The organism is Stenotrophomonas sp. 109824_Sma (assembly GCF_056480025.1).
The window spans coordinates 2,082,706-2,108,919 of sequence record NZ_CM151078.1; the positions used below are offsets into that span (position 1 = coordinate 2,082,706).

Here is a 26,214-nt window from a genome sequence, read left to right on the forward strand (position 1 = left end):
GACCTCCCCCATGAGTGCAACCCAGGCAGCGCCGGCACGAGACCGGCTGCGTATCGCCATCCAGAAGAGTGGCCGGCTGGCCGAACCCGCCCGCAACCTGCTCAGCGCCTGCGGCCTGAGCTGGCGCGAGAGCCGCGACAAGCTGTTCTGCTACGGCGAATCGCTGCCGGTGGACCTGCTGCTGGTGCGCGACGACGACATCCCCGGCCTGATCGCCGACGGCGTCTGCGACCTCGGCATCGTCGGCCGCAACGAGCTGGACGAACAGGCCGCAGCACGCCGTCAGATCGGCCTGCCTGACGCCTACCAGGCGCTGCGCGGGCTGGGCTTCGGCCAGTGCCGGCTGATGCTGGCGGTGCCCGAGGAATGGCAGTGGCAGGGTCCGGCGCAGCTGGCCGGCACCCGCATCGCCACCAGCTACCCGGCCATCCTCAAGCAGTGGCTGGCCGAGCAGGGCGTGGATGCACAGGTGGTCGAGCTGTCCGGTTCGGTGGAAATCGCCCCGCGCCTGGGCACCGCCGACCTGATCTGTGACCTTGTTTCCAGCGGCGCCACGCTGCGCGCCAACCAGTTGACCCCGGTGCACAACCTGCTCGACAGCGAGGCGGTGCTGGCCGGCGCGGTGCGCGTGCCGGATGACGCACGTGCATCGCTGCGCGCGATGCTGCTGCGCCGCCTCGACGGCGTGGTGCAGCGGCAGGACCGCAAGCTGCTGATGTTCCGTGCCAGCGAAGATCGCGTCGACGCGCTGGCGCAGCTGCTGGCCGATGCCGAGCCGCTGGTGCGGTTGCCGGCCGATGGCGGCGCGCTGCGCCTGCAGACCATGTGTCCCGGCCCGCTGAGCTGGCAGCGCATGGAAGAACTCGAGCGCGCCGGTGCGCAGGGCCTGATGGTGTTGAGCGTGGAGCGGTCGCTGGCATGAACCGTCTGATCTGGTCCCGACTTGATGAGGCTGCGCGCAGCGCGGCATTGACCCGCCCGGTGCAGACCGTGGCGCAGCAGACCCGCGATGCCGTGGCCGCGCTGATCGCGCAGGTGCGTGCACAGGGCGACGATGCGCTGCGTGCGATCACCGCGCGCTTCGATGGTGTCGAGCTGGCCTCGTTTGAAGTTTCCGAAGCCGAATTCGCCGCTGCTGAAGCGGCCGTGCCCGCCGAGCTGCGCCAGGCGATGGTGGACGCCGCCGAACGCATCGCGCGCTTCCACGCCGCCGGCATGGGCAGAGGCTATGCGGTTGAAACCGCCCCGGGCGTGGTCTGCGAACGCATGCTGCGTCCGATCGGCCGGGTGGGCCTGTACGTTCCGGCTGGCAGCGCGCCACTGCCGTCCACCGCATTGATGCTGGGCGTTCCGGCGCAGTTGGCCGGTTGCCCGCAGGTAGTGCTGTGCACGCCGCCGCGCGCCGACGGCAGCGCCGATCCGGCAGTGCTGGTAGCCGCGCGGCTGACCGGCGTGCAGCGCGTGTTCAAGCTGGGCGGCGCGCAGGCGATCGCCGCGATGGCCTATGGCACGGCCAGCATTCCGGCCTGCGACAAGCTGTTCGGGCCCGGCAACAGCTTCGTCACCGAAGCCAAGCAGCAGGTCGCACAGGACGGCGCCGCCGCCATCGACATGCCGGCTGGTCCCTCCGAAGTACTGGTGATCGCCGATGCCGGCGCCAATCCGGCCTTCGTCGCCGCCGACCTGCTGTCGCAGGCCGAGCACGGTCCGGATTCGCAGGTGCTGCTGCTGACCGATGATGCCGCGATGCTGGCGGCGGTTGAAGCCGAGGTGGAGCGCCAGGTGGCCCTGCTGCCGCGCCAGCAGATCGCGCGCCAGGCGCTGTCGGCGTCGCGCCTGATCCAGGTCGATTCGCTGGCCGAGGCCTTCGCGATCAGCAACCGCTACGCGCCCGAGCACCTGATCCTGGCCCTGCGCGATCCGCGCGCGTGGCTGGGAGAGGTGCAGGCAGCCGGCTCGGTGTTCCTCGGCGACTACACGCCCGAGGCACTGGGTGACTATTGCAGCGGCACCAACCACGTACTGCCCACCGCCGGTGCCGCGCGTGCCTACAGTGGCGTGAGCGTGGCGAGCTTCCAGAACCTGATCAGCGTGCAGAGTGCCAGTGCTGCAGGATTGGCGGCAATCGGCGGCTGCGCACGCATCATCGCCCGCGCCGAAGGCCTGGATGCGCACGAGCGTGCAGTGGCCCTGCGCATGGAGGCGGCGGCATGAACGCGTCTATCAATGAGGTGCTCGCACTGGTGCGCCCGGACCTGCAGGCCTTCGCCGGCTACAGTTCGGCGCGCAGCGCGGCGGTGCAGGGCGAGGTCTGGCTGAACGCCAACGAGTCGGCCTGGGCCAATCCGGCTGACGTGGCGGGCAACAGCCGGCGCTATCCGGAACCGCAGCCGTTGGCGTTGCGTGAGGGCCTGGCGGCGCTGTACGGCGTGACGCCGCAGCAGCTGCTGATCGGCCGCGGCAGCGACGAAGCCATCGATCTGCTGGTGCGCGCCCTGTGCGTGCCGGGCCGCGATGGTGTGCTGGTCACGCCGCCGGTGTTCGGCATGTACGCGGTCTGCGCACGCCTGCAGGGTGCCGCACTGATTGAGGTGCCCCTGGTGGACAGCGAAGATGGCCTGCGCGCCGATCTGGATGCGGTGATCGACGCCGCCAGGGCGCGCAATGCCACGCTGGTGTTCCTGTGTGCACCGTCGAACCCGGCTGGCAGTGACATCGCCCTGGACGAGGTCGAACGCGTAGCGGTTGCGTTGCGCGGGCAAGCGCTGGTGGTGGTGGACGAGGCCTATGTCGAGTACGCGCAGCGCCCGTCGGCGACCACGTTGCTGGCCGCACACGCCAACCTGGCGGTGCTGCGCACGCTGTCGAAGGCGCACGCGCTCGCGGCCGCCCGCGTTGGCACCCTGATCGCTGCCCCGGAGCTGATTGCCGTGCTGCGTCGCTGCCAGGCGCCGTACCCGGTGCCGACGCCGTGCGCGGAACTGGCCGTGCAGGCACTGCAGCCGGCCGCGCTGGCACGCACCACCGAGCGCGTGGCCACGGTCATCGCCGAGCGCGAACGCCTGTTCGCGGCGCTGCCGGGCCTGCCCGGCGTTCGCCGCGTGTACCGCTCGTCCGGCAACTACCTGCTGGTCCGCTTCGCTGATGCGCAGGCAGCGTTCGACACCTTGCTGGATGCCGGTGTGGTGGTACGCGACCAGCGCGCCGCGCCGCAGCTGGGTGATGCACTGCGCATCAGTATCGGCAGCCCCGAAGAGAATGACCGCGTGCTTGCGGCCCTGTCGGCGCGGAGGGCCGCAGCATGACCCCGATCCTGTTCATCGACCGCGACGGCACCCTCATCGAGGAGCCGTCCGATTTCCAGATCGACGCCTACGAGAAGCTGCGCTTCGTGCCGCAGGTGATCCCGGCGCTGCTGAAGCTGCGTGATGCCGGCTACCAGTTCGTGATCGTCACCAACCAGGATGGCCTCGGCAGCGACCGCTACCCGCGCGCCAGCTTCGATGGCCCCAACGACCTGATGCTGCAGATCTTCGAGAGCCAGGGCATCACCTTCCGTGACGTGCTGATCGACTGCAGCTGGCCGCAGGACAATGCGCCGACCCGCAAACCGGGCATTGGCCTGATGACCGCCTACCTGCAGGACCGCAGCATCGACTGGGCGCGCTCGGGCATGGTCGGCGACCGCATCACCGACCTGCAGTTCGCCGACAACCTCAACATCCGTGGCTTCCAGCTGCGCACCGAACAGTTCGGTGGCGAGTGGGACTGGCCGGGCATCGCCCACGCGCTGGCCGATGCGCCGCGTACCGCCGTGGTCCAGCGCAACACCAAGGAGACGAAGATCCGCGTTGAACTCGATCTGGACCGTGCCGGCGATGCGTGCATCGCCACCGGACTGCCGTTCTTCGACCACATGCTGGAACAGATCGGCAAGCACGGCGGGTTCGCGCTGGACATCCAGGCCGAGGGCGACCTGCACATCGACGAGCACCACACCATCGAGGACACCGGGCTGGCGCTGGGTCAGGCCCTGCGCGAGGCGCTGGGCGACAAGCGCGGCATCGGCCGCTACGGCTTCACCCTGCCGATGGACGAGACCCTGGCCAGCGCTGCGCTGGACTTCAGCGGCCGCCCCTATTTCGTGTTCGAGGGCGAGTTCAAGCGCGAGCGGGTGGGTGACATGCCGACCGAGCTGGTGCCGCACTTCTTCCGTTCGCTGTGCGATGCCAGCGGTTTGAACCTCAACCTGCAGGTACGGGGCGACAACGACCACCACAAGGTCGAGGCCTGCTTCAAGGCACTGGCGCGCGCGCTGCGCCCGGCATTGGCCCGCCAGGGCACGGCACTGCCGAGTACCAAGGGGGCGTTGTGAGCGACGTTGCGCTGATCGATGCCGGCGGTGCCAACCTGGGCTCGGTGCGCTACGCATTGGAGCGCCTGGGCGCGACGGTGCGGCTGGTGCGCGATGCGGATGGTCTGGTCGGTGCGCAGCGGGTGATCCTGCCCGGCGTCGGCGCCGCCGGTCCCGGCATGCAGCGCCTGCACGCACAGGGCCTGGTGGAGCCGTTGCAACGACTGGAAGTGCCGCTGATGGGCATCTGCCTGGGCATGCAGCTGCTGTTCGAGCGCTCCGAGGAGGCCGGCGTCGAGACACTGGGCTTGATTCCCGGCGTCGTGCGCAAGCTGGTGCCGGCATGCGGCATCCGCGTGCCACACATGGGCTGGAACCGCCTGCTCCCGCTGCGTGAATCGCTGCTGCTGCGCGGTGTGCCGGAGCGCGCCAGCGCCTACTTCGTGCACAGCTATGCGGCGCCACTCAATACCCACACCGTCGCTGCCTGCGACCACGGTGGCCTGTTCACCGCGGTGGTGGAGCAGGGGCGCTACTACGGCGCACAGTTCCATCCCGAGCGCTCCGGCGAGACCGGCTCGCTGATGCTGCGCAACTTCCTCGAGGGCACTGCTGCATGAGTTTCATCGTCTATCCCGCGCTGGATATCCGCGACGGCCGCGTGGTGCGGCTGCGCCAGGGCGACTACGCGCAGGAAACCTCGTATGGCGACGATCCGCTGCCGCGCGCACAGGCCTTTGCCGCGCAGGGCGCGCAGTGGATGCATCTGGTTGACCTGGATGCTGCACGCGCAGGTGGCTACACGCTGGCGCCGCTGTTGGCATCCATTCGCGCGCAGACCCCGCTGCAGGTGCAGACCGGTGGTGGCGTGCGCGGCCGCGACGACGTGGCGCGCATCCTCGACGCCGGCGCCGGCCGCGTGGTGGTGGGTTCGCTGGCAGTACGCCGCCCTGACGAAGTGGTCGGCTGGCTGGAAGAGTTCGGCGCCGAGCGCATCACCATCGCGCTGGATGCCCGCCAGGATGCCCGGGGCCAATGGCAGCTGCCGGTGCACGGCTGGACCGAGAATGCCGGCGTGACCCTGGATGACCTGGCCCAGCGTTATGCGCGTGCCGGCATGCGCCACCTGTTGTGCACCGACATCGCCCGCGACGGCATGCTGGCCGGGCCCAACATCAGCCTCTATCAGCACCTGTCGGCGCTGCTGCCGGGCGTGGCAGTGCAGGCCTCCGGTGGCATCCGTGACGTGGCCGATGTGGCCGAGGCGCGTGCTGCCGGCTGCGGCGGTGCCATCCTCGGCAAGGCCCTGCTGGAGCAGCGCATGGACCTGGGCGAGGCGCTGGCATGTTGAGCCGCCGCATCATTCCGTGCCTGGACGTGCGCGAGGGCCGCGTGGTCAAGGGCGTGCGCTTCCGCGATCACGTCGACATGGGCGACATCGCCGAGTTGGCGCAGCGCTACCGTGACCAGGGCGCCGACGAGCTGGTGTTCTATGACATCGGCGCCAGCCCTGAGGCACGTTCGGTGGACGTGGCCTGGATCGAGCGCATCGCACGCCTGATCGATATTCCGTTCTGCGTGGCCGGTGGCATCGACAGCGTGCAAACCGCGCGCCGCGTGCTGTTCGCCGGTGCCGACAAGGTGTCGATCAACTCGCCGGCGCTGGGCCGCCCGGAGCTGATCACTGAGCTGGCAGATGAGTTCGGCGTGCAGTGCGTGGTGGTGGGTGTGGACTCGGTACGTGAAGCGGACGGCCAGTGGCGGGTACGCCGTTTCAGTGGCGACCCTGACAAGACCCAGGCGGTACCGCTGCGGACCCTGGACTGGATCGTCGAAGCGCAACGGCGTGGCGCTGGCGAGATCGTGCTGAACTGCATGGACAGCGACGGGGTGCGCCGTGGCTACGATGTCGTGCAGCTGCAGCAGGCGCGGGCCCTGTGCCAGGTGCCGCTGATCGCCTCGGGCGGTGCCGGTGCAATGGAACACTTCGCCGAGGCCTTCGACCAGGCCGACGTCGACGGCGCGTTGGCGGCCAGCGTGTTCCACAGCGGCGCCATCGCCATTCCGGAATTGAAGCGCTACCTGCGCGAACAGAAGATCGAGGTGCGGGATGTCTATTGAAGTCAGGCCGTCGCTGGATGCGCTGCAGGCGCTGGACTGGGGCAAGGGCGACGGCCTGCTGCCGGCCGTGGTGCAGGACGCCGATACCCTGCAGGTGCTGATGCTGGGCTATGTCAGCGCCGAATCGCTGGCCGCCACGCTGGCCATCGGCCACATGACCTTCTTCAGCCGCAGCAAGCAGCGGTTGTGGACCAAGGGCGAGCAGTCCGGCAACGTGCTGGTGGTGCAGTCGATCAGCGTCGACTGCGATGCCGATACGCTGCTGGTGATGGCACGCCCGGCGGGGCCAACCTGCCACACCGGTGCCGAGAGCTGTTTCGACCAGGCACCGAAGGACTTCCTGGGCGGGCTGGGCCAGCTGGTGGCGATGCGCGAAGCGCAGCGCCCGCCGGGCAGCTACACCACCAGCCTGTTCGAGGGCGGCATCCGCCGCATCGCGCAGAAGGTGGGCGAGGAGGGCGTGGAGACCGCATTGGCCGCCGTGGCGCAGGATGATGAGGCGCTGCTCGGCGAGGCTTCGGACCTGCTGTACCACCTGCTGGTGCTGCTGCGCGCGCGCGGGCTGTCGCTGGATGATGCGCGGGCGGTGCTGGAAAAGCGTCATCGTTGAGGAAGGCGTGCGGACCAACGGTCCGCACCCACCTCTGCAATGCAGCCGAGCTTGGCTCGGCTCTACAATAGGGGGTCTTCTTCTTTCCCGGACCGCCCATGAAACTGCCTGCCGCCTGGCTGTGCTGCCTGTTGCTGACCTCGCCGGCCTGGGCCGCGGACACCGTGGTCAGCGGCAAGGTCTATCTGGAGCGCGACGGCCGGCCCGGGCGCGGTGCGACCGATCCGGGCCTGGCCGGGGTGCAGGTTTCCAACGGCGAGACCATCGTCAAGACTGCCGCCGACGGCAGCTACAGCCTGCCGGTGCGCGACGGCCAGACCGTGTTCGTGATCAAGCCCGATGCCTACGCCTTCCCGAAGGCGACCGACGGTCTGCCGTCGTTCTGGCGCCACTACCGCCCGAACGGCTCGCCGGCGCTGAAGTACGGTGGCATCGCCGCCACCAGCGATATCACCCGCAACTGGGATTTCGCGCTGCAGGCGGACCGCCATGACAGCCGCCGTGGTTTCCAGATGCTGGTGTTCACCGATTCGCAGACCGCCAGCCTGAAGGACATCGGCTACTACCAGCAGTCGATCGTGGCGCCGCTGGTCGGCCAGACCAAGGCGCGCATGGGCACCACCCTGGGCGACATCGTCAACGACGACCTGGCCCTGTACCCGGCGATCAACAAGGTCACTACCCAGCTTGGCGTGCCGTGGTTCCACGTGCCGGGCAACCACGACCTCGACTTCGATGCGGCCAGCGATGAGCATTCGCTCGACAGCTGGCGCAACATCTACGGCCCGGACACCTACGCGGTGGAGGAGGGCGGCGCCAGTTTCGTGTTCCTGGACGACGTGGTGTACGACCCCAAGGCCAAGCCGAAGTACGTCGGTGGCCTGCGCGAAGACCAGTTCGCTTTTCTCGCCAGCTACCTGAAGGGCCTGCACAAGGACCGCCTGCTGGTGCTGGGCATGCACATCCCGCTGTTCGACGCCGCGCCGGGGCGCGAGACCTTCCGCCATGCCGACCGCCAGCGCCTGTTCGACCTGCTGAAGGACTTCCGCAACGTGCTGGTGCTCAGCGGCCACAGCCACACCCAGCAGCACGTCTACCACGGCAAGGCCGAGGGCTGGAACGGCGACAAGCCGCTGCACGAATACAACGTCGGTGCCAACTGCGGTGCGTTCTGGTCGGGCGTGAAGAATGCCGCTGGCGTGCCGGACAGCACCATGAGCGACGGCACGCCGAAGGGCTACGCATTGCTCGACGTGGCCGGCAACGGCAGCTATCGCCTGCAGTACCGCGTGGCCGGCAAGCCGGCCAGCGAGCAGATCGGCCTGCATGCGCCGAAGGTACTGCGCCAGGGGGCCTATCCGGCGTGGGGTGTCTACGCCAACGTCTACATGGGTGAGGATGCCAGCGTGGTCGAGTACCGCGTTGATGGCGGCGCCTGGCAGCCGATGAAGCAGGTCAGCCAGCCGGACCCGCGCCTGATGGTGGAGAACGTGGCCGACGATCTGGCTGACAGCCTGCGCGGCTACGACCGTTCGCCGGAGGCCACCGCGTCGCCGCACCTGTGGCGTGGCGCGCTGCCGACCGACCTGGCAACAGGCAGCCACAAGGTCGAAGTACGCTCCACCCAGCCTGATGGTGCAGTGTTCACCGCCACCACCAGCTACAGCCTGCAGACTGCCCAGCCCTGACCCCGCGCACCAGCGCTCCAGCGAAAGGACCCCGCATGGATATCCGCTTCATGGCCGGCACCACGCCGGTGACCCTCAGCCGCCACTGGTTCACCGGCGCGATGCTGCTGCAGAGCGCCACCGAGAAGGTCTGGGTGCAGCATCCGCTGCATCCGGGCACCCACTTCTCGTTCTCGCTGGTACAGTCGTGGCTGCGCCACATCGCCGGCCACGAAGTGCTGGTCGAGCGCACCCGGCCGCTGTTGTTCGCCGGCTTCCGTCCGCAGCGCCTGCGCGTGCTGGTGGACGGCGTGCAGGTGGCCGAACAGGAAGGCATGTAGGCCAACCTGAACCATCGGCGCGCTAGGCAAAGCCGCCCCGATGCCTGAGAATCGGGGCGATTCAATCGATCCAAGCAGGCCAGCGTGACCATCGCAGCAGCGTCCCCGGTTTCCTCCGACTCCGCCCGCGGCGGTCTTCCGCGCCGTCTGGTCGTCGCCGACGTCGGCGGCACCTTTGCCCGCCTCGCGCTGGCAGAAACCCGACCTGGCCATGCGCCGCTGCTGGGCAGCCATCGCACCTATGCCTGCGCAGAGCATCCCAGCCTGGCGGCGATCCTGGCCGATTTCACCGCTGGCCTTGGCCAGCCGGTGCAGACCGCGGTGGTCGCCATCGCCGGCCTGCTCGATGGCGATGTGCTGATCAATTCCAACCTGCCGTGGACGGTGACGCTGTCGGCCACCCGCACGCAGTCCGGGCTGCACGAGCTGCAGCTGATCAATGATTTCGAAGCGGTGGCGCTGGCCATCCCGTACCTGCAGCCGGAAACCCTGGTGCCACTGAACGGCGACGCCGATCCGGCGCAGGCGTTCCCGGCACTGGTGCTGGGCGCCGGTACCGGCCTGGGCGCAGCGTTGCGCTTCGCCGATGGCGAGCGTCCGGTGTTGGCCAGCGAGATCGGCCATGCCGCGCTCGGCGCCGGCAACGCGCTGGAACTGCAGGTGCTGGGCAAGTTGCTGCAGCGCTGGGCGCACGTGGACAACGAGCGCGTGCTGTCCGGTAGTGGCCTGATGAACCTGTATCCGTGCCTGTGCGAACTGCGCGGCGTCACCCCGGTGTGGACCAGTACGGAGGCGCTGATCGGCGCCGCGCGCAGCGGAGAAGACGCGCTGGCCGTGGAAACGCTGCAGGTCTTCTGTGCCTGGCTGGGCAGCCTGGCCGGCGACGCGGCGATCGCCGTCGGCGCGCGCTCGGTGTACCTGGCCGGTGGCATTTCCGCGCATGTGCAGGATTTCCTGGCCGATGGCCGCTTCCGTGAGCGCTTCCTCAACAAGGGCGTGCTGACCGAGGTGCTGCGCCAGGTGCCGGTGTGGCGCGTGGAGCATGGCCAGCTGGGCGTGCTCGGCGCAGCGGTCTGGCACGCCGCACGGCAGCCCACGCACGACTGATCGGCAGGGCCGGCATCGGGCCGGTCGTGCATTGCAGACTGGGAGGGGAAGATGGTGGATCGCAGGCAGTTCCTGCAGGCCGGTGCACTGGCCGCAGGCATGGCGGCATTGCCGAGCGTGCAGGCGCGCACGCAGGGTGGGGCCAGGGTGGTCTCCACCTGGGACTTCGGCGTGCCGGCCAACCAGGCCGCATGGAAGGTGCTGGCACAGGGTGGCAGCGCGCTGGATGCGGTGGAGGCGGGTGCACGCTGGGCCGAGAGCGAGCTGTGCAACCCCACCGTCGGCCATTGCGGCAACCCGGATCGCGACGGCGTGCTGAGCCTGGACGCGAGCATCATGGACGGCGATGGCCGTTGTGGTGCAGTGGCCGCGCTGGTCGACATCCTGCATCCGGTGTCGGTGGCCCGCAAAGTGATGGAGAACAGTCTGCACGTGCTGCTGGTGGGCGAGGGCGCGCAGCAGTTCGCGGTGCAGCAGGGTTTCGAGCGCAGGCACCTGCTGACGCCGCAGGCTGAAGCCGCCTGGCGCGAGTGGCTGAAGACCGAGAAGTACCAGCCGCAGATCAACGCCGAGCGCCGTGGTATTCCCGGCAACAGCGACAACCACGACACCATCGGCATGCTGGCACTGGATGCCAAGGGCCATCTGGCCGGTGCCTGCACCACCAGCGGCATGGCGTGGAAACTGCACGGTCGCGTTGGCGACAGTCCGATCATCGGTGCCGGCCTGTACGTCGACAACGACGTCGGCGCGGCCACTGCTTCGGGCGTGGGCGAGGAGATGATCCGCAACGCCGCCTCGTTCCTGGTGGTCGAGCTGATGCGCCAGGGCCGCTCGCCGGCGCAGGCCTGCCGCGAAGCGATCGATCGCGTGGTGCGCAAGCGCCCCGAAGCGAGCAAGACACTGCAGGTGTGCTTCCTGGCCATGAACAAGCAGGGCGAGGTGGGCGCCTACGCGCTGCATCGCGGCTTCGTCTACGCCGTGTGCGATGGGCAGCGCCAGGATGACCTGCGCGACTCGCCGTCGATCTACACGAGCACCCAGGCGTGAGCACGCGGCTGACCCTGGAGGTCGCCAGCAACTCGCTGGCCTCGGCGCTGGCCGCGCAGGCCGGCGGCGCCGACCGCATCGAGCTGTTCGACAACCTGGCCGAGGGCGGCACCACGCCGTCCTTCGCCAGCATCGCGATGGCCCGCGAACGCCTGTCGATTCCGCTGTTCGTGCTGGTGCGGCCGCGCCCGGGCGACTTCCACTACGACGCGCTGGAAACCGAACTGATGCTGCGTGACATCGCGCAGTGCCGCGCGCTGGGCTGCGATGGCGTGGTGATCGGCGCGCTGGATGTGCAGGGCGGGATCGATCTGGCGCTGTGCCGCGAGCTGGTGCAGGCTGCCGGGCCGTTGCAGGTGACCTTCCACCGTGCCTTCGATGCCGCCCGCGATCTGCCGGCGGCGCTCGAGCAGGTGATCGGGCTGGGTTGCCAGCGCGTGCTGACCTCGGGCGGCCAGGTCAGCGCCGAGGCCGGTGCCGATGTGCTGGCACGCCTGGTCAGCCAGGCGGCGGGGCGTATCGCGGTGATGGCCGGCGCCGGATTGGCCCCGGGCAACATCGCAACCGTCGCACGGCATACCGGCTGCACCGAACTGCACGCCTCTGCCAAGGGCCTGCGCCGCTCGGCGATGCAGTTCCAGAACCCGGCGCTGCGCGGCCTGGACCCGGACTGGAACCAGACCGCCACCGCGACCGTGGCCGCCCTGCGGCAAGCGCTGGACGGCGTGGAGTAACCCGCTTATGTAGAGCCGAGCCCGTGCTCGGCTCTGCAACGACGCATTGTTGACCGCTGAATATCATTCAGCGCACGTGTGACGTGGTCGTGTCACATCGCTTACGGCGAGCCGGACGAGTGCCCAGCTATGGTTGCCGATCCACAACCGAGGTGTACCGAGGCGGTGCAGAGCTTAGCTGGGATTCTGAAATGCCTTCCTCGAGCCACCAGTACTCCTCGTATCTGCTTGGGTTCTTGAACTCGTAGATGCTGATGATGCCGAGCAAAGAACAGGGTGAGTCGGCCATGAAATCCCAGCCATCCTTCTCGGCGCAATAGGTCTCGGTCTCTTTCATGAACCATACCCGATACCCCTTTTTAATCACTACATTGATTGCAGTGCTCGTTACATTTGAGAACTCTGATAATGCTGGCATTCTTCACCTCGTTGATTGCTGCAGTTGTCGGCGCTGAGGCGTCTTCCATCGATCACCGGTGATCGTGCTTGGTGCGGTAAACAAATGACCTGCCTTGATAGAGTGCATGACATCTCGATGCGATGTGCATGCAGTGGCGCGATGGGCTGCTTTTCGGGTGGACGTTGGAAAGCCTTTGCATGCAGTTCCGGAAACCGGTGCTGCGCGGTTTGGATCCGACCAGGACGCAGGCCCGCAACGGACAAAACCGTTCCGCGCGCGTCTGTCGCAATCGTGTCATCACTTCGTGCGCTGTTCTCTCAGCGATGTTTCGCAACCCTTTGATTGTTCTGGATGCCGGCAGCCGATAGCGGCGTTCCGCCGGACGTTGCTGCGTTGCCGCATGCCGGGCGTGGTTCAGCTGTGCTTTAGTTTGGATCGATCCACAGGGGAGGTGCCGCATCGGTCCTGAACCGATCCAGGCGCCGGGATCCGTCGTAGTGCCGCGCCACCATCCATCCCGTGCGTCCACACTTTCGAAGAGCAACCACCCATGGCTCAGATCGTCCGCAAGCGTCGTCACCTGCTGTCCCAGGCCCTGCTCCTGGCCCTGTTGCCCCTGGCGGCCAGCGCGCAGGAAGCCACCCGTTCGTCCACCAAGGATCTCGACGCGGTCACCGTCACCGGCTCGCGCATCAAGCGCGCCGGCGTCGAAGGCCCGGCACCGGTCAACGTGATCACCGCCGCGCAGATCCAGAAGGAGGGCTTCGTCAGCGTGTACGACGCGCTGAAGACCCTCACCGAAGCGACCGGCACCGTCGAAGCTGCTTCGCAATGGGGCTCGCACACCCCCAATGCCAGCGGCCTGAACCTGCGCGGGATGGGCCCGAACCGCTCGCTGCTGCTGGTCAACGGCCGTCGCGTGGCCGACTACCCGCTGCCCTATGGCGGCGAAACCAACTTCTCCAACTACGGCAACATTCCGGCCGCGGCGGTGGAACGCATCGAAGTGCTGACCGGTGGTGCCTCGGCCATCTATGGCTCCGATGCGATCGCCGGCGTGGTCAACGTCATCCTGAAAACCAACTACGACGGCGACGAAGTGCGCGTGCGTGGTGGTACCTCCACCGAGGGAGGGCGCGATACCTGGGACCTGTCCTGGGCCGGCGGCAAGACCGGCGACAACTGGAGCGTGACCTACGCGCTGCAGTACACCAAGCGCGATCCGCTGTTCGGGCGTGATCGCCCGCAGATGGACGATGCCGACGATGCACCGTACGCGTCCTGGAACATGGAACAACGCAAGGTCGGGTTCCGTCCCACCGCCGGCCTGGCACTGATCGATCCGACCACCGGCCAGCGCCTGGCGCCACCTGCGGGCACCTGCGAGAAGTTCAACGGCGAGTACTACACCGCCGATCGGCTGGTCTACAACTACGCCGCCAACACCATCAGCAACACCGGCCGCCTGTGCGGCATGAGCGCCGACTACACCAACTGGCTGCTCACCGGCGGTGCCGAGAACGTGTCCGGCAACCTGTATGCCACCTTCGATTTCAGCAATGACCTGCAGGCCTGGACCAACCTGGCGGTGTACCGCTCTGAAGCGATCTGGGGCACCAATCCGCCCAGCGTGTCGCTGATCGACGATGACAACGGCTACTACTGGGATGCCAACCGCAACCGCCCGATCCTCGGCGTGCGCCAGTTCACCCCGAACGAAGTCGGCGGCCTGGGTACGCTGCGCAATACCAACCGTGAACTGTCCTGGGACTGGAGCGCGGGTCTGCGCGGGCGCCTGGCCGACCGCTTCGACTGGAGCGCCACGGTGGGGCGCTCCTACTACCGCGTGGAAGAGCGGCAGAACGTGGTCGACAAGCAGAAGTCGTACGACTACTTCCTCGGTCCGCGCCTGGGTACGACCGCTGACGGCGAGGCGATCTACGCGTTGAACGAATCGCGCTGGTGGAACCCGCTGACGCCGGACCAGTACTGGCAGATGGGCACCGTCGCGAAGAATCGCGCAACGTCCTGGGTCAACCAGGCCTCGGCGGATATCACCGGCGAACTGTTCCAGGGTTGGGCCGGTCCGATCTCGTTCGCCGCCGTGGCCGAAGTCGCGCAGCAGGGCTATCACCTCAGCCCCGACCCGCGCGCTGGCATCGATTTCGACCTGCAGAACGTCGATCGCGGTGGCGGCGAGCGCACCCGCTATTCGGCTGGTGTCGAGTTCAAGATCCCGCTGCTGGACAGCGTGACCGCCACTGCGGCCGCGCGCTACGACCGCTATGGCAACTACAAGGCTGACAACAGCGGCGAAGCGCTGGACATCGGCAGCCAGAAGGAAACCACCTGGAATGTCGGTCTGGAATGGCGTCCGATCGAAGCGCTGCTGGTGCGCGGCTCCTATGCCACCAGCTTCCATGCGCCGGACATGCACTACCTGCTGGGCCAGCCGAGCAGTTCGGAAGTACAGACCTATGACCGTCTGCGCTGCATCCAGAGTGGTGCCTACCTGGTCAACAACTGTGGCGTGGGCAACACCGATGTCTGGTACACGTTCGACGTGAACCGGCGTGGCACGCCGCTGCTGCGCTCGGAGACCGGTGATTCGTGGACGGTCGGCTTCGTCTGGGACGTGATGCCGAACCTGTCGGTCAGCGCGGACTACTGGGCGATCAAGCTGGAAGACATGATCGTCGACGTCGGCGCCGATGAGGTGCTGGCCAGCGAAGCCGGCTGCCTGACCGGCAAGAACATGGACGGTACGCCGTGGGCCAACCCGGCCGGTGGCGAGTACTGCGCCGGCATCCTGGCCCGCGTGAACCGTGACAGCAACGGTCGCCTGGTCTCGATCGAGCGCGGCCCGTTCAACCTGGCCAGCCGCGAGGTGCGCGGCATCGACCTGACCGCACGCTACCGGCTGGAGACCGCCCAGTGGGGCAGCTTCCAGCTGGGGGTGAACTACACCAACCAGATCTCGACCAAGGAACAGCGCTACGCCGCCGACCCGAATCCGGAACGCCGCGATCGCGACCTGCGCAGCAAGCTGCGCGCGAGCCTGGCCTGGCAGCGCGGCAACTGGAACGCCAACGTCTATGCCGACCGCATCGGTTCGGTGCCGGGCGTGCGCTACCACTGGGGCACCGATCGCCTGGACAACCCCGGTGGCTGCCTGCCGTTCGCCGATGGCTACGTGCCCAGTGACAGCCCGTCGCTGAACTGCCTGGAGCCGGCGCGGCTGCCGGATGGTTCGGTGAACCCGAACCCCAATGCCGGCCAGCAGACCTCGCGCTACTTCGGCCGGGTCGGACCGTTCATTACCTGGAACTTCAACGTGGGCTACCAGGTGACCGAGCACGCCAAGGTCAATGTCTACGTCAACAACGTGTTCAATTCGGCCAGCTGGAACCACAAGGACCCGTACAAGCTGGATTACGACTTCGCCCCGACCCGGTTGCTGGGTGCGGTCGGCCGCGAGTTCGCGTTGGAGTACGTGTTCACCTTCTGAGGCGGACAGCGGGGGCGTCGGGCCTTGATCCGCAAGGCGCCCCCATCCGCCCGGTAGATCCACGCCATGCGTGGATGAACCCCTTCATGAACCCCGGGGTGGCTGGATTTGACCTTCCCACGATGGCAAGGTTTAGCCTGTCCGCATCCAGAAGGAATCCCCGGGAATCCGATCATGAACGCGCCCCGCGTCGCCGCAATCCCCGCCAGCCCCTCCACCATCAGCCTGCCCATCGAGGGCATGACCTGCGCCAGCTGCGTGGGCAGGGTCGAAGCAGCACTGTCCAGGGTCGAAGGCGTGGGCAGTGTCTCGGTGAACCTGGCCACCGAGCGGGCGGACATCCGTCCATCGGGTCCGGTCGATCGCGCGGCGCTGATCCAGGCGGTGGAGCGGGTGGGCTATGACGTGCCGGCCGGTACCATCGAGTTGTCGGTCGAGGGCATGACCTGCGCGTCCTGCGTGGGCCGCGTTGAACGTGCGCTGTTGGCCGTGCACGGCGTCAGCCAGGCCAGCGTCAACCTGGCCACCGAGCGCGCGACGGTGCGTGGCGTGGCGGATGCTGCGTCGCTGGTCGCCGCCATCGACAAGGCCGGCTATGACGCACGCGTGATCGAGGCGGGTGTGCAGTCCGATGACGAGGCCGCAGAAAAGAAGGAGGCCGAGCGTGCGGAACTGAAGCGCGATCTGATCCTGGCCATCGCGCTGGCATTGCCGGTGTTCGTGCTGGAAATGGGCTCGCACCTGATCCCTGGCATGCACGAATGGGTGATGTCCACGATCGGCATGCAGGCCAGCTGGTACCTGCAGTTCGTGCTGACCGCGCTGGTGCTGGCCATCCCGGGCCGCCGTTTCTACCAGAAGGGCGTGCCCGCATTGCTGCGGCGTGCGCCGGACATGAACTCGCTGGTGGCGGTGGGTACCGCCGCGGCCTTCGGTTACTCGGTGGTGGCGACATTCCTGCCGAAGCTGTTGCCGGCGGGCACGGTGAACGTCTACTACGAAGCCGCGGCGGTGATCGTCGCGCTGATCCTGCTCGGCCGCTTCCTTGAGGCGCGGGCCAAGGGTCGTACCTCCGAGGCGATCAAACGCCTGGTCAACCTGCAGGCCAAGGTCGCCCATGTGATCCGTGACGGCCGCACGGTCGATATCCCGGTCAATGAAGTGCTGAGTGGCGACGTGGTGGAAGTGCGTCCGGGCGAGCGCGTGCCGGTCGATGGCGAGGTGGTTGAAGGCCGCAGCTACATCGATGAGTCGATGATCAGTGGTGAGCCGATCCCGGTCGAGAAGCAGCCGGGCAGCAGCGTGGTGGGTGGCACGGTCAACCAGAAGGGCGCGCTGACGGTACGCGCGACGGCGGTGGGGGCGCAGACGATGCTGGCGCAGATCATCCGCATGGTCGAACAGGCGCAGGGTTCGAAACTGCCGATCCAGGCGGTGGTCGACAAGGTCACCCTGTGGTTCGTGCCGGCGGTGATGCTGGCTGCATTGGCGACCTTCGCCGTCTGGTTGATCTTCGGGCCCTCGCCGGCGCTGAGCTTTGCGCTGGTCAATGCGGTGGCGGTGCTGATCATTGCCTGCCCATGCGCGATGGGCCTGGCCACGCCGACCTCGATCATGGTCGGTACCGGTCGTGGTGCTGAAATGGGCGTGCTGTTCCGCAAGGGCGAGGCGCTGCAGCTGCTGAAGGACGCGCAGGTGGTGGCGGTGGACAAGACCGGCACGCTGACCCAAGGGCGCCCGCGCCTGACCGATCTGGAGATTGCTGCCGGCTTCGATCGCAACACGGTGCTGGCGGCAGTTGCCGCGGTGGAGTCGCGCTCGGAGCATCCGATCGCCCGCGCGATTGTTGATGCCGCGACCGGGCAGGGCATCGCGTTGCCGGCCATGGTCGACTTCGAATCGGTCACCGGCATGGGCGTGCGCGCCGGTGTCGAGGGTGCACGCGTGGAGGTCGGTGCCGATCGCTTCATGCGCGATCTGGGCGTGGACATCACTGCATTCGCAGCATTGGCGGCGGAACTTGGCACGCAGGGCAAGTCGCCGATGTACGCGGCCATCGATGGACGCCTGGCCGCGATCATCGCGGTGTCCGATCCGATCAAGCCGAGCACGCCGGCGGCGATCGCCGCACTGCATCAGTTGGGCCTGAAGGTGGCGATGATCACCGGTGACAATGCCGGCACCGCGCAGGCGATCGCACGCCAGCTCGGCATCGATGAAGTCGTGGCCGAGGTGCTGCCGGAAGGCAAGGTCGAAGCGGTGCGCCGCCTGAAGGCCACGCACGGCCACGTCGCCTTCGTTGGTGACGGCATCAACGATGCGCCGGCACTGGCCGAGGCCGATGTCGGCCTGGCGATCGGCACCGGCACCGATATCGCGGTGGAGTCCGCCGACGTGGTGCTGATGTCGGGCAACCTGCAGGGCGTGCCGAATGCCATCGCGCTGTCGAAGGCAACGCTGGGCAACATCCGGCAGAACCTGTTCTGGGCGTTCGCCTACAACACCGCGTTGATCCCGGTAGCGGCCGGCGTGCTGTACCCGGTCTGGGGCGTACTGCTGTCGCCGGTGTTCGCGGCCGGTGCGATGGCGCTGTCCAGCGTGTTCGTGCTGGGCAACGCGCTGCGCCTGCGCCGCTTCCAGCCGCCGATGGCGGATGCCGCCGTTGCCACCCACTGAAGGAGATCCGCATGAACATCGGTGAAGCCGCCAAGGCCTCCAGCGTGTCGGCGAAGATGATCCGCTACTACGAGCAGATCGGCCTGATCCCCGCGGCCGATCGCACCGAATCGGGTTACCGCGCGTATTCGCAGGCGGATATCCACCGCCTGCGCTTCATCCGCCGCGCACGCGATCTCGGCTTCCAGGTGGCCGAGATCACCGATCTGCTCGGTCTCTGGAACGACACCTCGCGGCACAGTGCCGACGTCAAGCACCTGGCCGAACAGCATATTGCCGATCTGGAACAGCGCATCGAGCACATGCGGCAGATGGCCGACACGCTGAAATCGCTGATCAGTTGCTGTGCGGGCGACGAGCGCCCGGAATGCCCGATCCTGCAGCGGCTGGGTGAGAACGATGAGACGCCGGTGCCGGTCGATACCGCGAAGACCGGCGCGGTGCGGCGACGCGTACAGAAGCATTGAATCGATATCGCATGCACTGAAAAGCCCGCCCTGTGACAGAGCACGGGGCGGGCTTCGTTGTGGATGCCGGGCAGGGGATCAGGCGCTGCGCGGCGGGAAACCGGCATCGTTCACCGCGGCGAACACCTGTTCCTGCGACGCGGTGGTCTGCACCTTGACCAGGCCGGTCGGTGGGTCGGCCACCACGCTGGCGTTCGGATCGATCTGCTGGATCGCGCGGGTCACGCTGCGCGCGCAGCCGCCGCAGGTCATGCCGTCGACATGGAATTCCATCTGTAGCTCCTTCGGTGCTCTTGGGATGGGACCAGTGTGCACCTTCCAACGATGGCAGGGTCAAGCGCTGGACTGAATGGCAACGCACCAACGAAAACGCACCAACGAAAACGCACCAATGAACACGCACCAATGAAAACGGCAGCCACCTGTACCAGCGCGGCTGCCGTGGAGGAACGTCCCCGCCGGGGCGGAGCGCGGGTTGCGCCGGGGCGGGCCCGGGCAACCCGGTACGGGCTTAGAACTTCCAGTTCACGCCGAAATACAGCTGGCGGCCGGCGTACAGGTTGGACAGCAGGCGGGCCTGGCTGTCGTTGCCGATGTAGCTGCGCAGCTCGGACTTGGTGGCGTTCAGCACGGCAGCCGTGACCGTCCAGTCCGGGGTGAGGTTGTAGGCCACGTTCAGGTCAAGCTGGCTGTACGGCTTGGTGTAGGTGGTCATGCCATTGTTCAGTCCGCCGACCACTTCGCCACGCCGGTTGTACGAAGCACGTGCCAGGAACTTGTCGTTCTCGTAGAACACGGTCACGTTGGCCTGGTTCTTGGCACTGCCGACCAGCGGCGATGAGCCGATTTCCTCGCCGTCCAGCACGATCGAGGCCAGGTTGGTGTCGTTGTAGGTGTAGTTGGCCTGCACACCCAGACCGAAGTCGAACGTGTACTGGCCATACAGTTCCACGCCCTGCGACACGCCATCGCGGCCGTTGGCCTGGGTCTCGTACTTCTGCACGGTCACCGACTGCCCACCGACATTCATCTGCTGGTCGCGCACCACCGGCACGGTGAAGTTGTCCACGTTCTTGCGGAACAGCGAAACACCTGCGACCGCGCCCGGCTTGAAGTACCACTCCAGGCCAAGGTCGAACTGGACCGCCTTGAAGGGCTCCAGCGCCTTGTTGCTGCCCGAGCCGTACCAGCCGGGCGTGTCGGTGCCGCCGGTGACACGGCGATCGTTGGCGTACTCCTCGCTGATGTAACGCAGGCCGCCAGGGTAGGCGATGCTGGTGTAGCTCGGGCGCGCGACCACCTTCGATGCCGCGCCGCGCAGCACCAGGTTATCGGTGATGTCCCAGGCGATGTTGAAGCTGGGCAGCACGTCGGTATAGGTCTTTTCCAGCGACGACAGGGCGTACACCTTGTCGCGCACCTGGGGGTCAGGGAGGCGGACGAAGCCACCCTGGCAGCGCAGGTTCGGATCGGCGGCCGGATCATCGCAGCTCATCGGCGCGCCGCTGGCGTTGTCGACGAAGTAATCGTTGAAGCGCTCGACCGAATCGCTGGACTGGGCGAACTGCTTGGTGCGCACCACGCGCACGCCGATGTTGCCGCGGACGCGCTCGGTGCGGAAGTTGGCCTGGAAGTATCCGGAGTAGATCTTTTCGTTGACGTCGTAGACGAAGTCTTCCTCGGTACGATTGTGCGAGCCGCCGTAGGTCTTGTTCAGGTAATCGATGTAGGCCGGGTAGTTGATGCCCGGGAACACGTTGGCGTTGAAGGCGCCGGTGATGTTGCTGATCGGGTTGGACAGGAAGAAGCCCGGCTGCGCATCGCCTGCGGTCGGATCGCAACCGGCCTGGTAGCGATTGTTGTCATAGTCGGACGGGTCCAGCCCCGGGCATACCCAGTAGGTGTTGCCGGTATTGCGGTGGACCTTGCCATCGCGGTACTTGGCGCCGAACTGGATCGAGTCCAGCCAGCCAGCCTCGAACAGTTTGGTGACGTCTGCCTGGAAGTAGTTCTGCTTGACCTCCGTCTGCATCCACGACGAGTCGGTCGAGCCGGTATCGACTTCCGCGACGCCAGCCATCAACTGCTGCTGCAGGTCCGGCGAGAACTGCACCGACGGCGTGCCGGTCAGGTCCCACGCGGTGTACTGGTTGCCGGACTGCCACTGGTTGCCGACCTTGCGGCGCGGCTTGGCCGACATGCGGAAGTTCATCGACGGGCCACCTTCGGACCAAGTGCGGCCACCGGTGAACGAGGCCTTCCACAGCGGGCTGATGTCCCAGTCGATGGTCAGGTCAGCGGTCTGCGACAGCGCCTTCTCCTTGCTGTAGCCGCCGGTGAGCTGCGGGGTGGGGATGGTGCAGTCGTCCGGGCCCCAGCCGCCGGGCTTGAGGCCGGCGGCCGCCGCTTCATCCTCGCTGCAGTAGTAGGTCTTTCCCGCCAGCTTCTGGTACTGCGCGCCAGTAACGATGCTGCCACTCGGGTCGAAGTCCAGGCCGTTGAGCAGGCGGCCGCCGGCCCAGTTGCCGTCCTGGTTGTAACGGGCCAGGTTCCACTCCGGCACCTTCAGCATGTTCTGCGTGTAGTCGCCCTGCAGTTCGAAGCGGAAGTAGTTGGCCGTCATCGTAACGTTGTCGACCGGCTTGAACTGGAAGGTCAGCTGCCCGCCCTTGCGCTCGCGCTTCTCTTCCTTCACTGCGAAGTTCACCGAGGTCGGCATGAAGAACTCGCTGTAGTTCTTGCCGGCCTGGTTGTTGAAGCCGGACTGGCCCCACCAGTAGTGAATGCCATCCTGTTCCAGCAGATTGCCGTTGGCATCGCGGGCCGTGGTGCCGTTGCCGTACCACTGGTAGTCCTCGGTGCTGGCTTCCATGGTGCGGGTGGTGCGGTTCTGCTGGGTCACGCCGACCAGCACGCCGAAGCGCTCATCCTTGCTGTGCCATGAGTACAGCGCCGACACCTGCGGATCGACATCGTGGCTGGTGTCGGAGGTGGTGCCCTCCAGGTTCACGTAGCCGGAGTTGGATTCCATGTCGAGCGGGCGCCGGGTATGCAGGATGACCGTGCCGCCGATGCCGCCTTCGTCGATGCGCGCTTCCGGCGACTTGAACAGCTCGGCGCTGGACAGCATGTTCGACGGCAGCAGGGTGTAGTTGAAGGAGCGGGTCGCTTCGTTGTTGGTTTCCGAGGAGGCGACGAAGTTGCCGTTCAACTGGGTCAGGGTCAGGTCCGGCGCAAGGCCGCGCACGCTGACACTCTTGCCCTCACCACCGCTGCGGGTGATGACGACGCCGGGCACGCGCTGCAGTGCGTCGGCGACGTTCTTGTCGGGGAACTTGCCGACGTCCTCGGCGGTGATCACTTCGACCACCGCGTTGGCATCGCGCTTCTGTGACAGGCTCTTCTCAATGGCGTAGCGGTAGCCGGTGACCTGGACGCTGTCCAGGTTGGTGGCCTCCTGCGAGCCGGTGGAGGTGGCCTGCTGCGCGGCGGCGCCAGCCGGAATGACGGCGGCGACCAGGGCCAGCGCGATGGCCAGTGACAATGCGTCCTGGCCGTGCGTACGTGTTGAATGCTTCATTCCCATCTCTCCCTCTCTCCTGGATTGATCCGGTGACGTGGCACGGACAACTTGAATCGATCTAATTTGAAGTGACTTTGTCGCTGTCGCCATGCAGTGGCAGTAGCACCGCGCACGTGGCCTGGTACGTCCTGTTGCTGCTCCCCCAACTCCCGGCCATCGCAGCGTCGTGTTGGATCGATCTAAGCGATGGGCGGGCGATTTTTAGCATGGGTCGCCCGTGGGCGCATGCTGCTCCGCAATATGGTACTGGCGTGGCGAAGGGATGACGGTTTGCTGAAATCAGTGAAATCGTTTTCGTGCGCAGGGGAGGGTGGGTCGGCAGGGCTGCGCCCTGCACCTGCCGAAGCCAGGGCAACGGCCAAAGCCAAAGCCAAAGCCAAAGCCAAAGCCAAAGCGGCTCTGGGTTGTCTGTGTGTTGGGCGGGGCGGTGTCGGATTGCGGGGACGCCGTAAACCCGTCCATGGGGGCTTGGCCGCGGCATCCATGCCGCGGACACCCCGCAATCCGACACCGCCCCGCCTTCGACAGTTTCCCGGTGACGGTTGGATTGGCCCTGGAATCACGTGGGGTGATGGGGTCAGAACCGTTTTCCTTTGGAAAACGGATCTGACCCCGATTGATTTCGTTATCCGTCAGAGATTCATCCGTTGCAGATCGCGGAAATCTGTCGAAGGCGGGGTGGGTCCGGTTGCGGGGGCGTGAGCCGCATGGATGCGGCGACCGAGCCTACATGGACGTATTTACGGCGTCCCCCGCAACCGGACCCACCCCGCCATCCCACGGACAGCCGGCTTTTGCTGTTGTTTCGGCTCCGGCTCCGGCTTCGGCTTCGGCTTCGGCAGGTGCAGGGCGCAGCCCTGCCGAACACCCCCTTCATGCTGCGCCGCAGAATGCATTCGGCTGAACCTGCATGCTCTACTTGAATCGATCTAAATTCACGGTCTGGTGGGTCGGGCGTCATTCCAGGGGGAGCTCTCTGCAGGTCAGGGCAGGGCTCAGCGGAACGGTGCCGGATGGCCCCGGCCGCCTGCCTCCGCGTCATCGACTACAGGAACCCGACATGCGTCCAGTGCCGTCCGCTCCCGCCGTCCCATTGTCTTCGCGCCCGCTGGCGCGCCTGGCCTGCCTGCTCGCGCTGTCGGCGGTGCCGATGCTGCTGCAGGCGGCACCGGCCGCGCTGGAGCGCGAGGTCAATACCTTCATCGGCAGCAAGGACGACGGCAATACGTTCCCGGGCGCGTCGGCGCCGTTCGGCCTGATCCAGGTCAGCCCGATCGGCAGCCACTATTCGGGCTGGCGCTACGACGACGACAAGATCCGTGGCTTCGGCCACTCCTTCATCTCCGGCGCCGGCTGCTGGGAACAGGGCGGCCAGGTGTCGGTGCTGCCGGTCACGGGCTCGATCGGCCCGGGCGGCGATTTCGATACCGGCAACGCCAAGCAGTTCGATCACAAGGCCTACGCCGCGTCCTACACCCACGACGGCGAAGTCGGCCAGGCCGGCTACTACAAGGTGCGGCTGACCAGTTACGGCGGCATCGACGCCGAGGCGACCGCGCGTACCCGTGCCGCGGCCGAGCGCTACACCTTCAGCCAGCGCAACGGCGATGGCCACGTACTGGTCAATGTCGGCCAGGCCAACGAACGCCACTCGGTGATCGGCAGCGTGGTTGATGTGGTCGGCGACCGCGTGGTCGAAGGCAAGCTGGTTACCAAGAGCTTCTGTGGCGGCCATCAGTACACCACCTGGTTCCGCATCGAGTTCGACCGTCCGTTCAAGGCGCATGGCACCTGGGGCGAGGGCGGTGGCCTGCCGGGTGCGCGCCACAGCATGGAAGGCGAGCAGAAGCCGAACGGTGCCTGGCTCAGCTTCGACCTGGCCAAGGGCCAGTCGGTGACGGCGGTCAGTGCGATCTCGCACGTGGATGCCGAAGGCGCGCGCACCAACCTGCGTGCGGAGGGCATGCAGGGTGGGTCGCTGCTCGGTTTCGACCGCATGCGCGCGCTGTCGCAGCAGTCCTGGCGTGAGCAGCTGGGCCGTGTCCGCGTGCAGGGTGGCAACGCCGACGACCGCACCGTGTTCTACAGCGCGGTCTACCACGCGCTGCTGCAGCCGATGACCGGCAATGATGCCGATGGCCGCTACCGCGGCTATGACGATGGCATCCACCGCGCCGATGGCTGGACCTATTACGAGTACTTCTCGCTGTGGGATACCTACCGCGCGCAGAACCAGTGGCTGGCGCTGACCCGCCCGGACGTGGCGCGTGACATCGGCCGCACGCTGCTGGCGATCGACGAGCAGGGTGGCTGGCTGCCGCGCTGGGGCTATGCCAACTTCGAGACCAACATCATGACCGGCGACCCGGTCACACCGTTCATGGTCGACCTGTGGCGCTTCGGCGCGCTCAAGGGCCGTGAATCGCAGGCGTGGGATGCGCTGCGCCGCAATGCGTTCGGCACGCCGCCGCTGAACTCGCGGATGGCCGGCCGTTCCGGCAACCCGACCTACCTGGACAAGGGCTACGTGGTCTACGACCGTGCGTTCCCGTCCAAGGGCATGGACGTTGATCCGCACCACGGCGGTTCGGCGACGCTGGAGTATGCGCTGGCCGACTGTGCGCTTTCGCAGATGGCCGATGGCCTGGGCCACGCGCAGGACGCGGCGACGCTGCGTGAGCGCGGCCGCAACTGGCGCAAGGTGTGGGACCCGCAGGTGCGCGACGCCGAGACTGGCTTCACCGGTTTCCCGCGCCCGCGTACCGAGGACGGCCAGTGGTACACGCCGGCCGATGGCCACTACAGCCCGCGCTCGCACCATGGTTTCCATGAAGGTACGGCGTGGCAGTACCAGTGGCTGGCGCAGCAGGACGTGCCGGGCCTGGTCGAAGCGATGGATGGCCGCGAACAGGCCGGCCGCCGCCTCGACGCGTTCTTCGCGATGGACGCGCTGCAGGCCGATCCGCTCAATGCCGCCCGCAAGGAGTGGGTGGTCGGGCCGTACAGCTACTACAACCAGTTCCGCTACAACCCGAACAACGAGCCGGACCTGCACTCGCCGTGGCTGTACACGCTGATCGGCCAGCCGTGGAAGACCGCAGCGGTGGTGCGTGCCGCGCAGCAGTTGTTCACCAATGCGCCGAACGGCGTGACCGGCAACGATGACCTCGGCACGATGTCGGCCTGGTACCTGTTCAGCGCCATCGGCGTGTACCCGGCGGTGCCGGGCAGCGGCCAGTTCCTGCTGCATACGCCACGCTTCAGCAAGGTGGAAGTGGACCTGGGCAATGGCCGCACGCTGCGCATCGACGCGCCGGGCGCCGATGGCCGTCGCCTGCAGTACGTGCAGGGCGTGAAGGTCGATGGCCAGGCGCATGCGCCGGTGTGGCTGGACTGGAACCAGCTGCAGCAGGGCCCGCGCCTGCAGTTCGCGCTCGACGCGAAGGCGCCGGAGCAGGGCTGGGGTACGGCGGTGAAGGACCTGCCGGTGTCCTGGTGCGCGGCACCGGGCAGCCAGCTGCGCTGAGCCGAACTGTGCCGTTCGCGGTGACCCAGCGAACGGCACGGCACGACGGGGCCCTGATCCATTAGGCTTG

At 67.1% G+C, this 26,214-nt stretch carries 20 protein-coding genes; 17 read left to right on the top strand and 3 right to left on the bottom strand.

What is annotated here, in order from left to right:
• The first annotated feature begins 10 nt into the window (after positions 1-10).
• The 13 genes from hisG (at position 11) to ACZK1G_RS10015 (ending at position 11,984) form a co-directional block, all read left to right on the top strand.
• Positions 11-922: an ATP phosphoribosyltransferase gene (hisG, locus tag ACZK1G_RS09955; protein ID WP_010482592.1), complete on the top strand. Its 912-nt coding sequence runs from the start codon at positions 11-13 to the stop codon at positions 920-922.
• Positions 919-2,214: a histidinol dehydrogenase gene (gene hisD / locus ACZK1G_RS09960; protein WP_049444886.1), complete on the top strand. Its 1,296-nt coding sequence runs from the start codon at positions 919-921 to the stop codon at positions 2,212-2,214. Before hisG ends, hisD begins: the two co-directional genes overlap by 4 nt.
• Complete coding sequence (hisC, locus tag ACZK1G_RS09965; protein ID WP_049444888.1) at positions 2,211-3,305, top strand: histidinol-phosphate transaminase; 1,095 nt, start codon at positions 2,211-2,213, stop codon at positions 3,303-3,305. The genes hisD and hisC overlap by 4 nt, the downstream gene beginning before the upstream one ends.
• Positions 3,302-4,375 carry a bifunctional histidinol-phosphatase/imidazoleglycerol-phosphate dehydratase HisB gene (gene hisB / locus ACZK1G_RS09970; protein WP_049444890.1) on the top strand — a complete coding sequence of 358 codons (1,074 nt, stop codon included), beginning with the start codon at positions 3,302-3,304 and terminating at the stop codon, positions 4,373-4,375. Before hisC ends, hisB begins: the two co-directional genes overlap by 4 nt.
• Positions 4,372-4,974: an imidazole glycerol phosphate synthase subunit HisH gene (gene hisH / locus ACZK1G_RS09975; RefSeq protein ID WP_024956882.1), complete on the top strand. Its 603-nt coding sequence runs from the start codon at positions 4,372-4,374 to the stop codon at positions 4,972-4,974. Before hisB ends, hisH begins: the two co-directional genes overlap by 4 nt.
• Entirely contained in the window at positions 4,971-5,705 is a 735-nt protein-coding gene (hisA, locus tag ACZK1G_RS09980) for a 1-(5-phosphoribosyl)-5-[(5-phosphoribosylamino)methylideneamino]imidazole-4-carboxamide isomerase (protein ID WP_049444892.1), read from the top strand. Before hisH ends, hisA begins: the two co-directional genes overlap by 4 nt.
• The gene (hisF, locus tag ACZK1G_RS09985) at positions 5,699-6,475 is read left to right on the top strand and encodes an imidazole glycerol phosphate synthase subunit HisF (RefSeq protein ID WP_101765369.1); all 777 of its coding nucleotides are present in this window, start codon (positions 5,699-5,701) and stop codon (positions 6,473-6,475) included. The genes hisA and hisF overlap by 7 nt, the downstream gene beginning before the upstream one ends.
• Positions 6,465-7,085: a bifunctional phosphoribosyl-AMP cyclohydrolase/phosphoribosyl-ATP diphosphatase HisIE gene (gene hisIE / locus ACZK1G_RS09990; protein ID WP_014037012.1), complete on the top strand. Its 621-nt coding sequence runs from the start codon at positions 6,465-6,467 to the stop codon at positions 7,083-7,085. The genes hisF and hisIE overlap by 11 nt, the downstream gene beginning before the upstream one ends.
• A 98-nt stretch (positions 7,086-7,183) precedes the next feature.
• Positions 7,184-8,773: a calcineurin-like phosphoesterase C-terminal domain-containing protein gene (locus ACZK1G_RS09995; RefSeq protein ID WP_049444895.1), complete on the top strand. Its 1,590-nt coding sequence runs from the start codon at positions 7,184-7,186 to the stop codon at positions 8,771-8,773.
• Between the two features lie 35 nt (positions 8,774-8,808).
• Positions 8,809-9,093: a hypothetical protein gene (locus ACZK1G_RS10000; protein WP_005409434.1), complete on the top strand. Its 285-nt coding sequence runs from the start codon at positions 8,809-8,811 to the stop codon at positions 9,091-9,093.
• An 84-nt stretch (positions 9,094-9,177) separates the two neighbouring features.
• Entirely contained in the window at positions 9,178-10,200 is a 1,023-nt protein-coding gene (locus ACZK1G_RS10005; RefSeq protein WP_049444897.1) for a glucokinase, read from the top strand.
• A gap of 51 nt (positions 10,201-10,251) precedes the next feature.
• Positions 10,252-11,250 (top strand): glycosylasparaginase, encoded by a 999-nt coding sequence (locus ACZK1G_RS10010; RefSeq protein WP_049444899.1) that lies wholly within the window; start codon positions 10,252-10,254, stop codon positions 11,248-11,250.
• Positions 11,247-11,984: a copper homeostasis protein CutC gene (locus ACZK1G_RS10015; RefSeq protein ID WP_049444901.1), complete on the top strand. Its 738-nt coding sequence runs from the start codon at positions 11,247-11,249 to the stop codon at positions 11,982-11,984. The genes ACZK1G_RS10010 and ACZK1G_RS10015 overlap by 4 nt, the downstream gene beginning before the upstream one ends.
• A gap of 127 nt (positions 11,985-12,111) precedes the next feature.
• On the opposite strand, the gene ACZK1G_RS10020 is transcribed toward ACZK1G_RS10015, so the two are convergent.
• Positions 12,112-12,321, bottom strand: a complete 210-nt coding sequence (locus ACZK1G_RS10020; protein WP_197621925.1) for a hypothetical protein — start codon at positions 12,319-12,321, stop codon at positions 12,112-12,114.
• A gap of 613 nt (positions 12,322-12,934) precedes the next feature.
• On the opposite strand from ACZK1G_RS10020, the gene ACZK1G_RS10025 reads away from it, so the two are divergent.
• The 3 genes from ACZK1G_RS10025 (at position 12,935) to cueR (ending at position 19,035) form a co-directional block, all read left to right on the top strand.
• A complete protein-coding gene (locus ACZK1G_RS10025; RefSeq protein ID WP_049444905.1) occupies positions 12,935-15,892 on the top strand; it encodes a TonB-dependent receptor plug domain-containing protein in 2,958 nt (985 codons plus the stop codon).
• A gap of 174 nt (positions 15,893-16,066) precedes the next feature.
• Positions 16,067-18,568, top strand: a complete 2,502-nt coding sequence (locus ACZK1G_RS10030) for a heavy metal translocating P-type ATPase (protein ID WP_101765370.1) — start codon at positions 16,067-16,069, stop codon at positions 18,566-18,568.
• Positions 18,569-18,579: 11 nt separating this feature from the next.
• Entirely contained in the window at positions 18,580-19,035 is a 456-nt protein-coding gene (cueR, locus tag ACZK1G_RS10035) for a Cu(I)-responsive transcriptional regulator (protein WP_049444908.1), read from the top strand.
• A 78-nt stretch (positions 19,036-19,113) separates the two neighbouring features.
• Here cueR and ACZK1G_RS10040 read toward each other — a convergent pair whose 3' ends face one another.
• A complete protein-coding gene (locus ACZK1G_RS10040) occupies positions 19,114-19,308 on the bottom strand; it encodes a heavy-metal-associated domain-containing protein (protein WP_049444910.1) in 195 nt (64 codons plus the stop codon).
• A gap of 238 nt (positions 19,309-19,546) precedes the next feature.
• Complete coding sequence (locus tag ACZK1G_RS10045) at positions 19,547-22,621, bottom strand: TonB-dependent receptor (protein ID WP_049444913.1); 3,075 nt, start codon at positions 22,619-22,621, stop codon at positions 19,547-19,549.
• A 1,057-nt stretch (positions 22,622-23,678) separates the two neighbouring features.
• Here ACZK1G_RS10045 and ACZK1G_RS10050 point away from each other — a divergent pair.
• Complete coding sequence (locus tag ACZK1G_RS10050; protein ID WP_049444915.1) at positions 23,679-26,144, top strand: GH92 family glycosyl hydrolase; 2,466 nt, start codon at positions 23,679-23,681, stop codon at positions 26,142-26,144.
• The last annotated feature ends 70 nt before the right edge of the window (positions 26,145-26,214 follow it).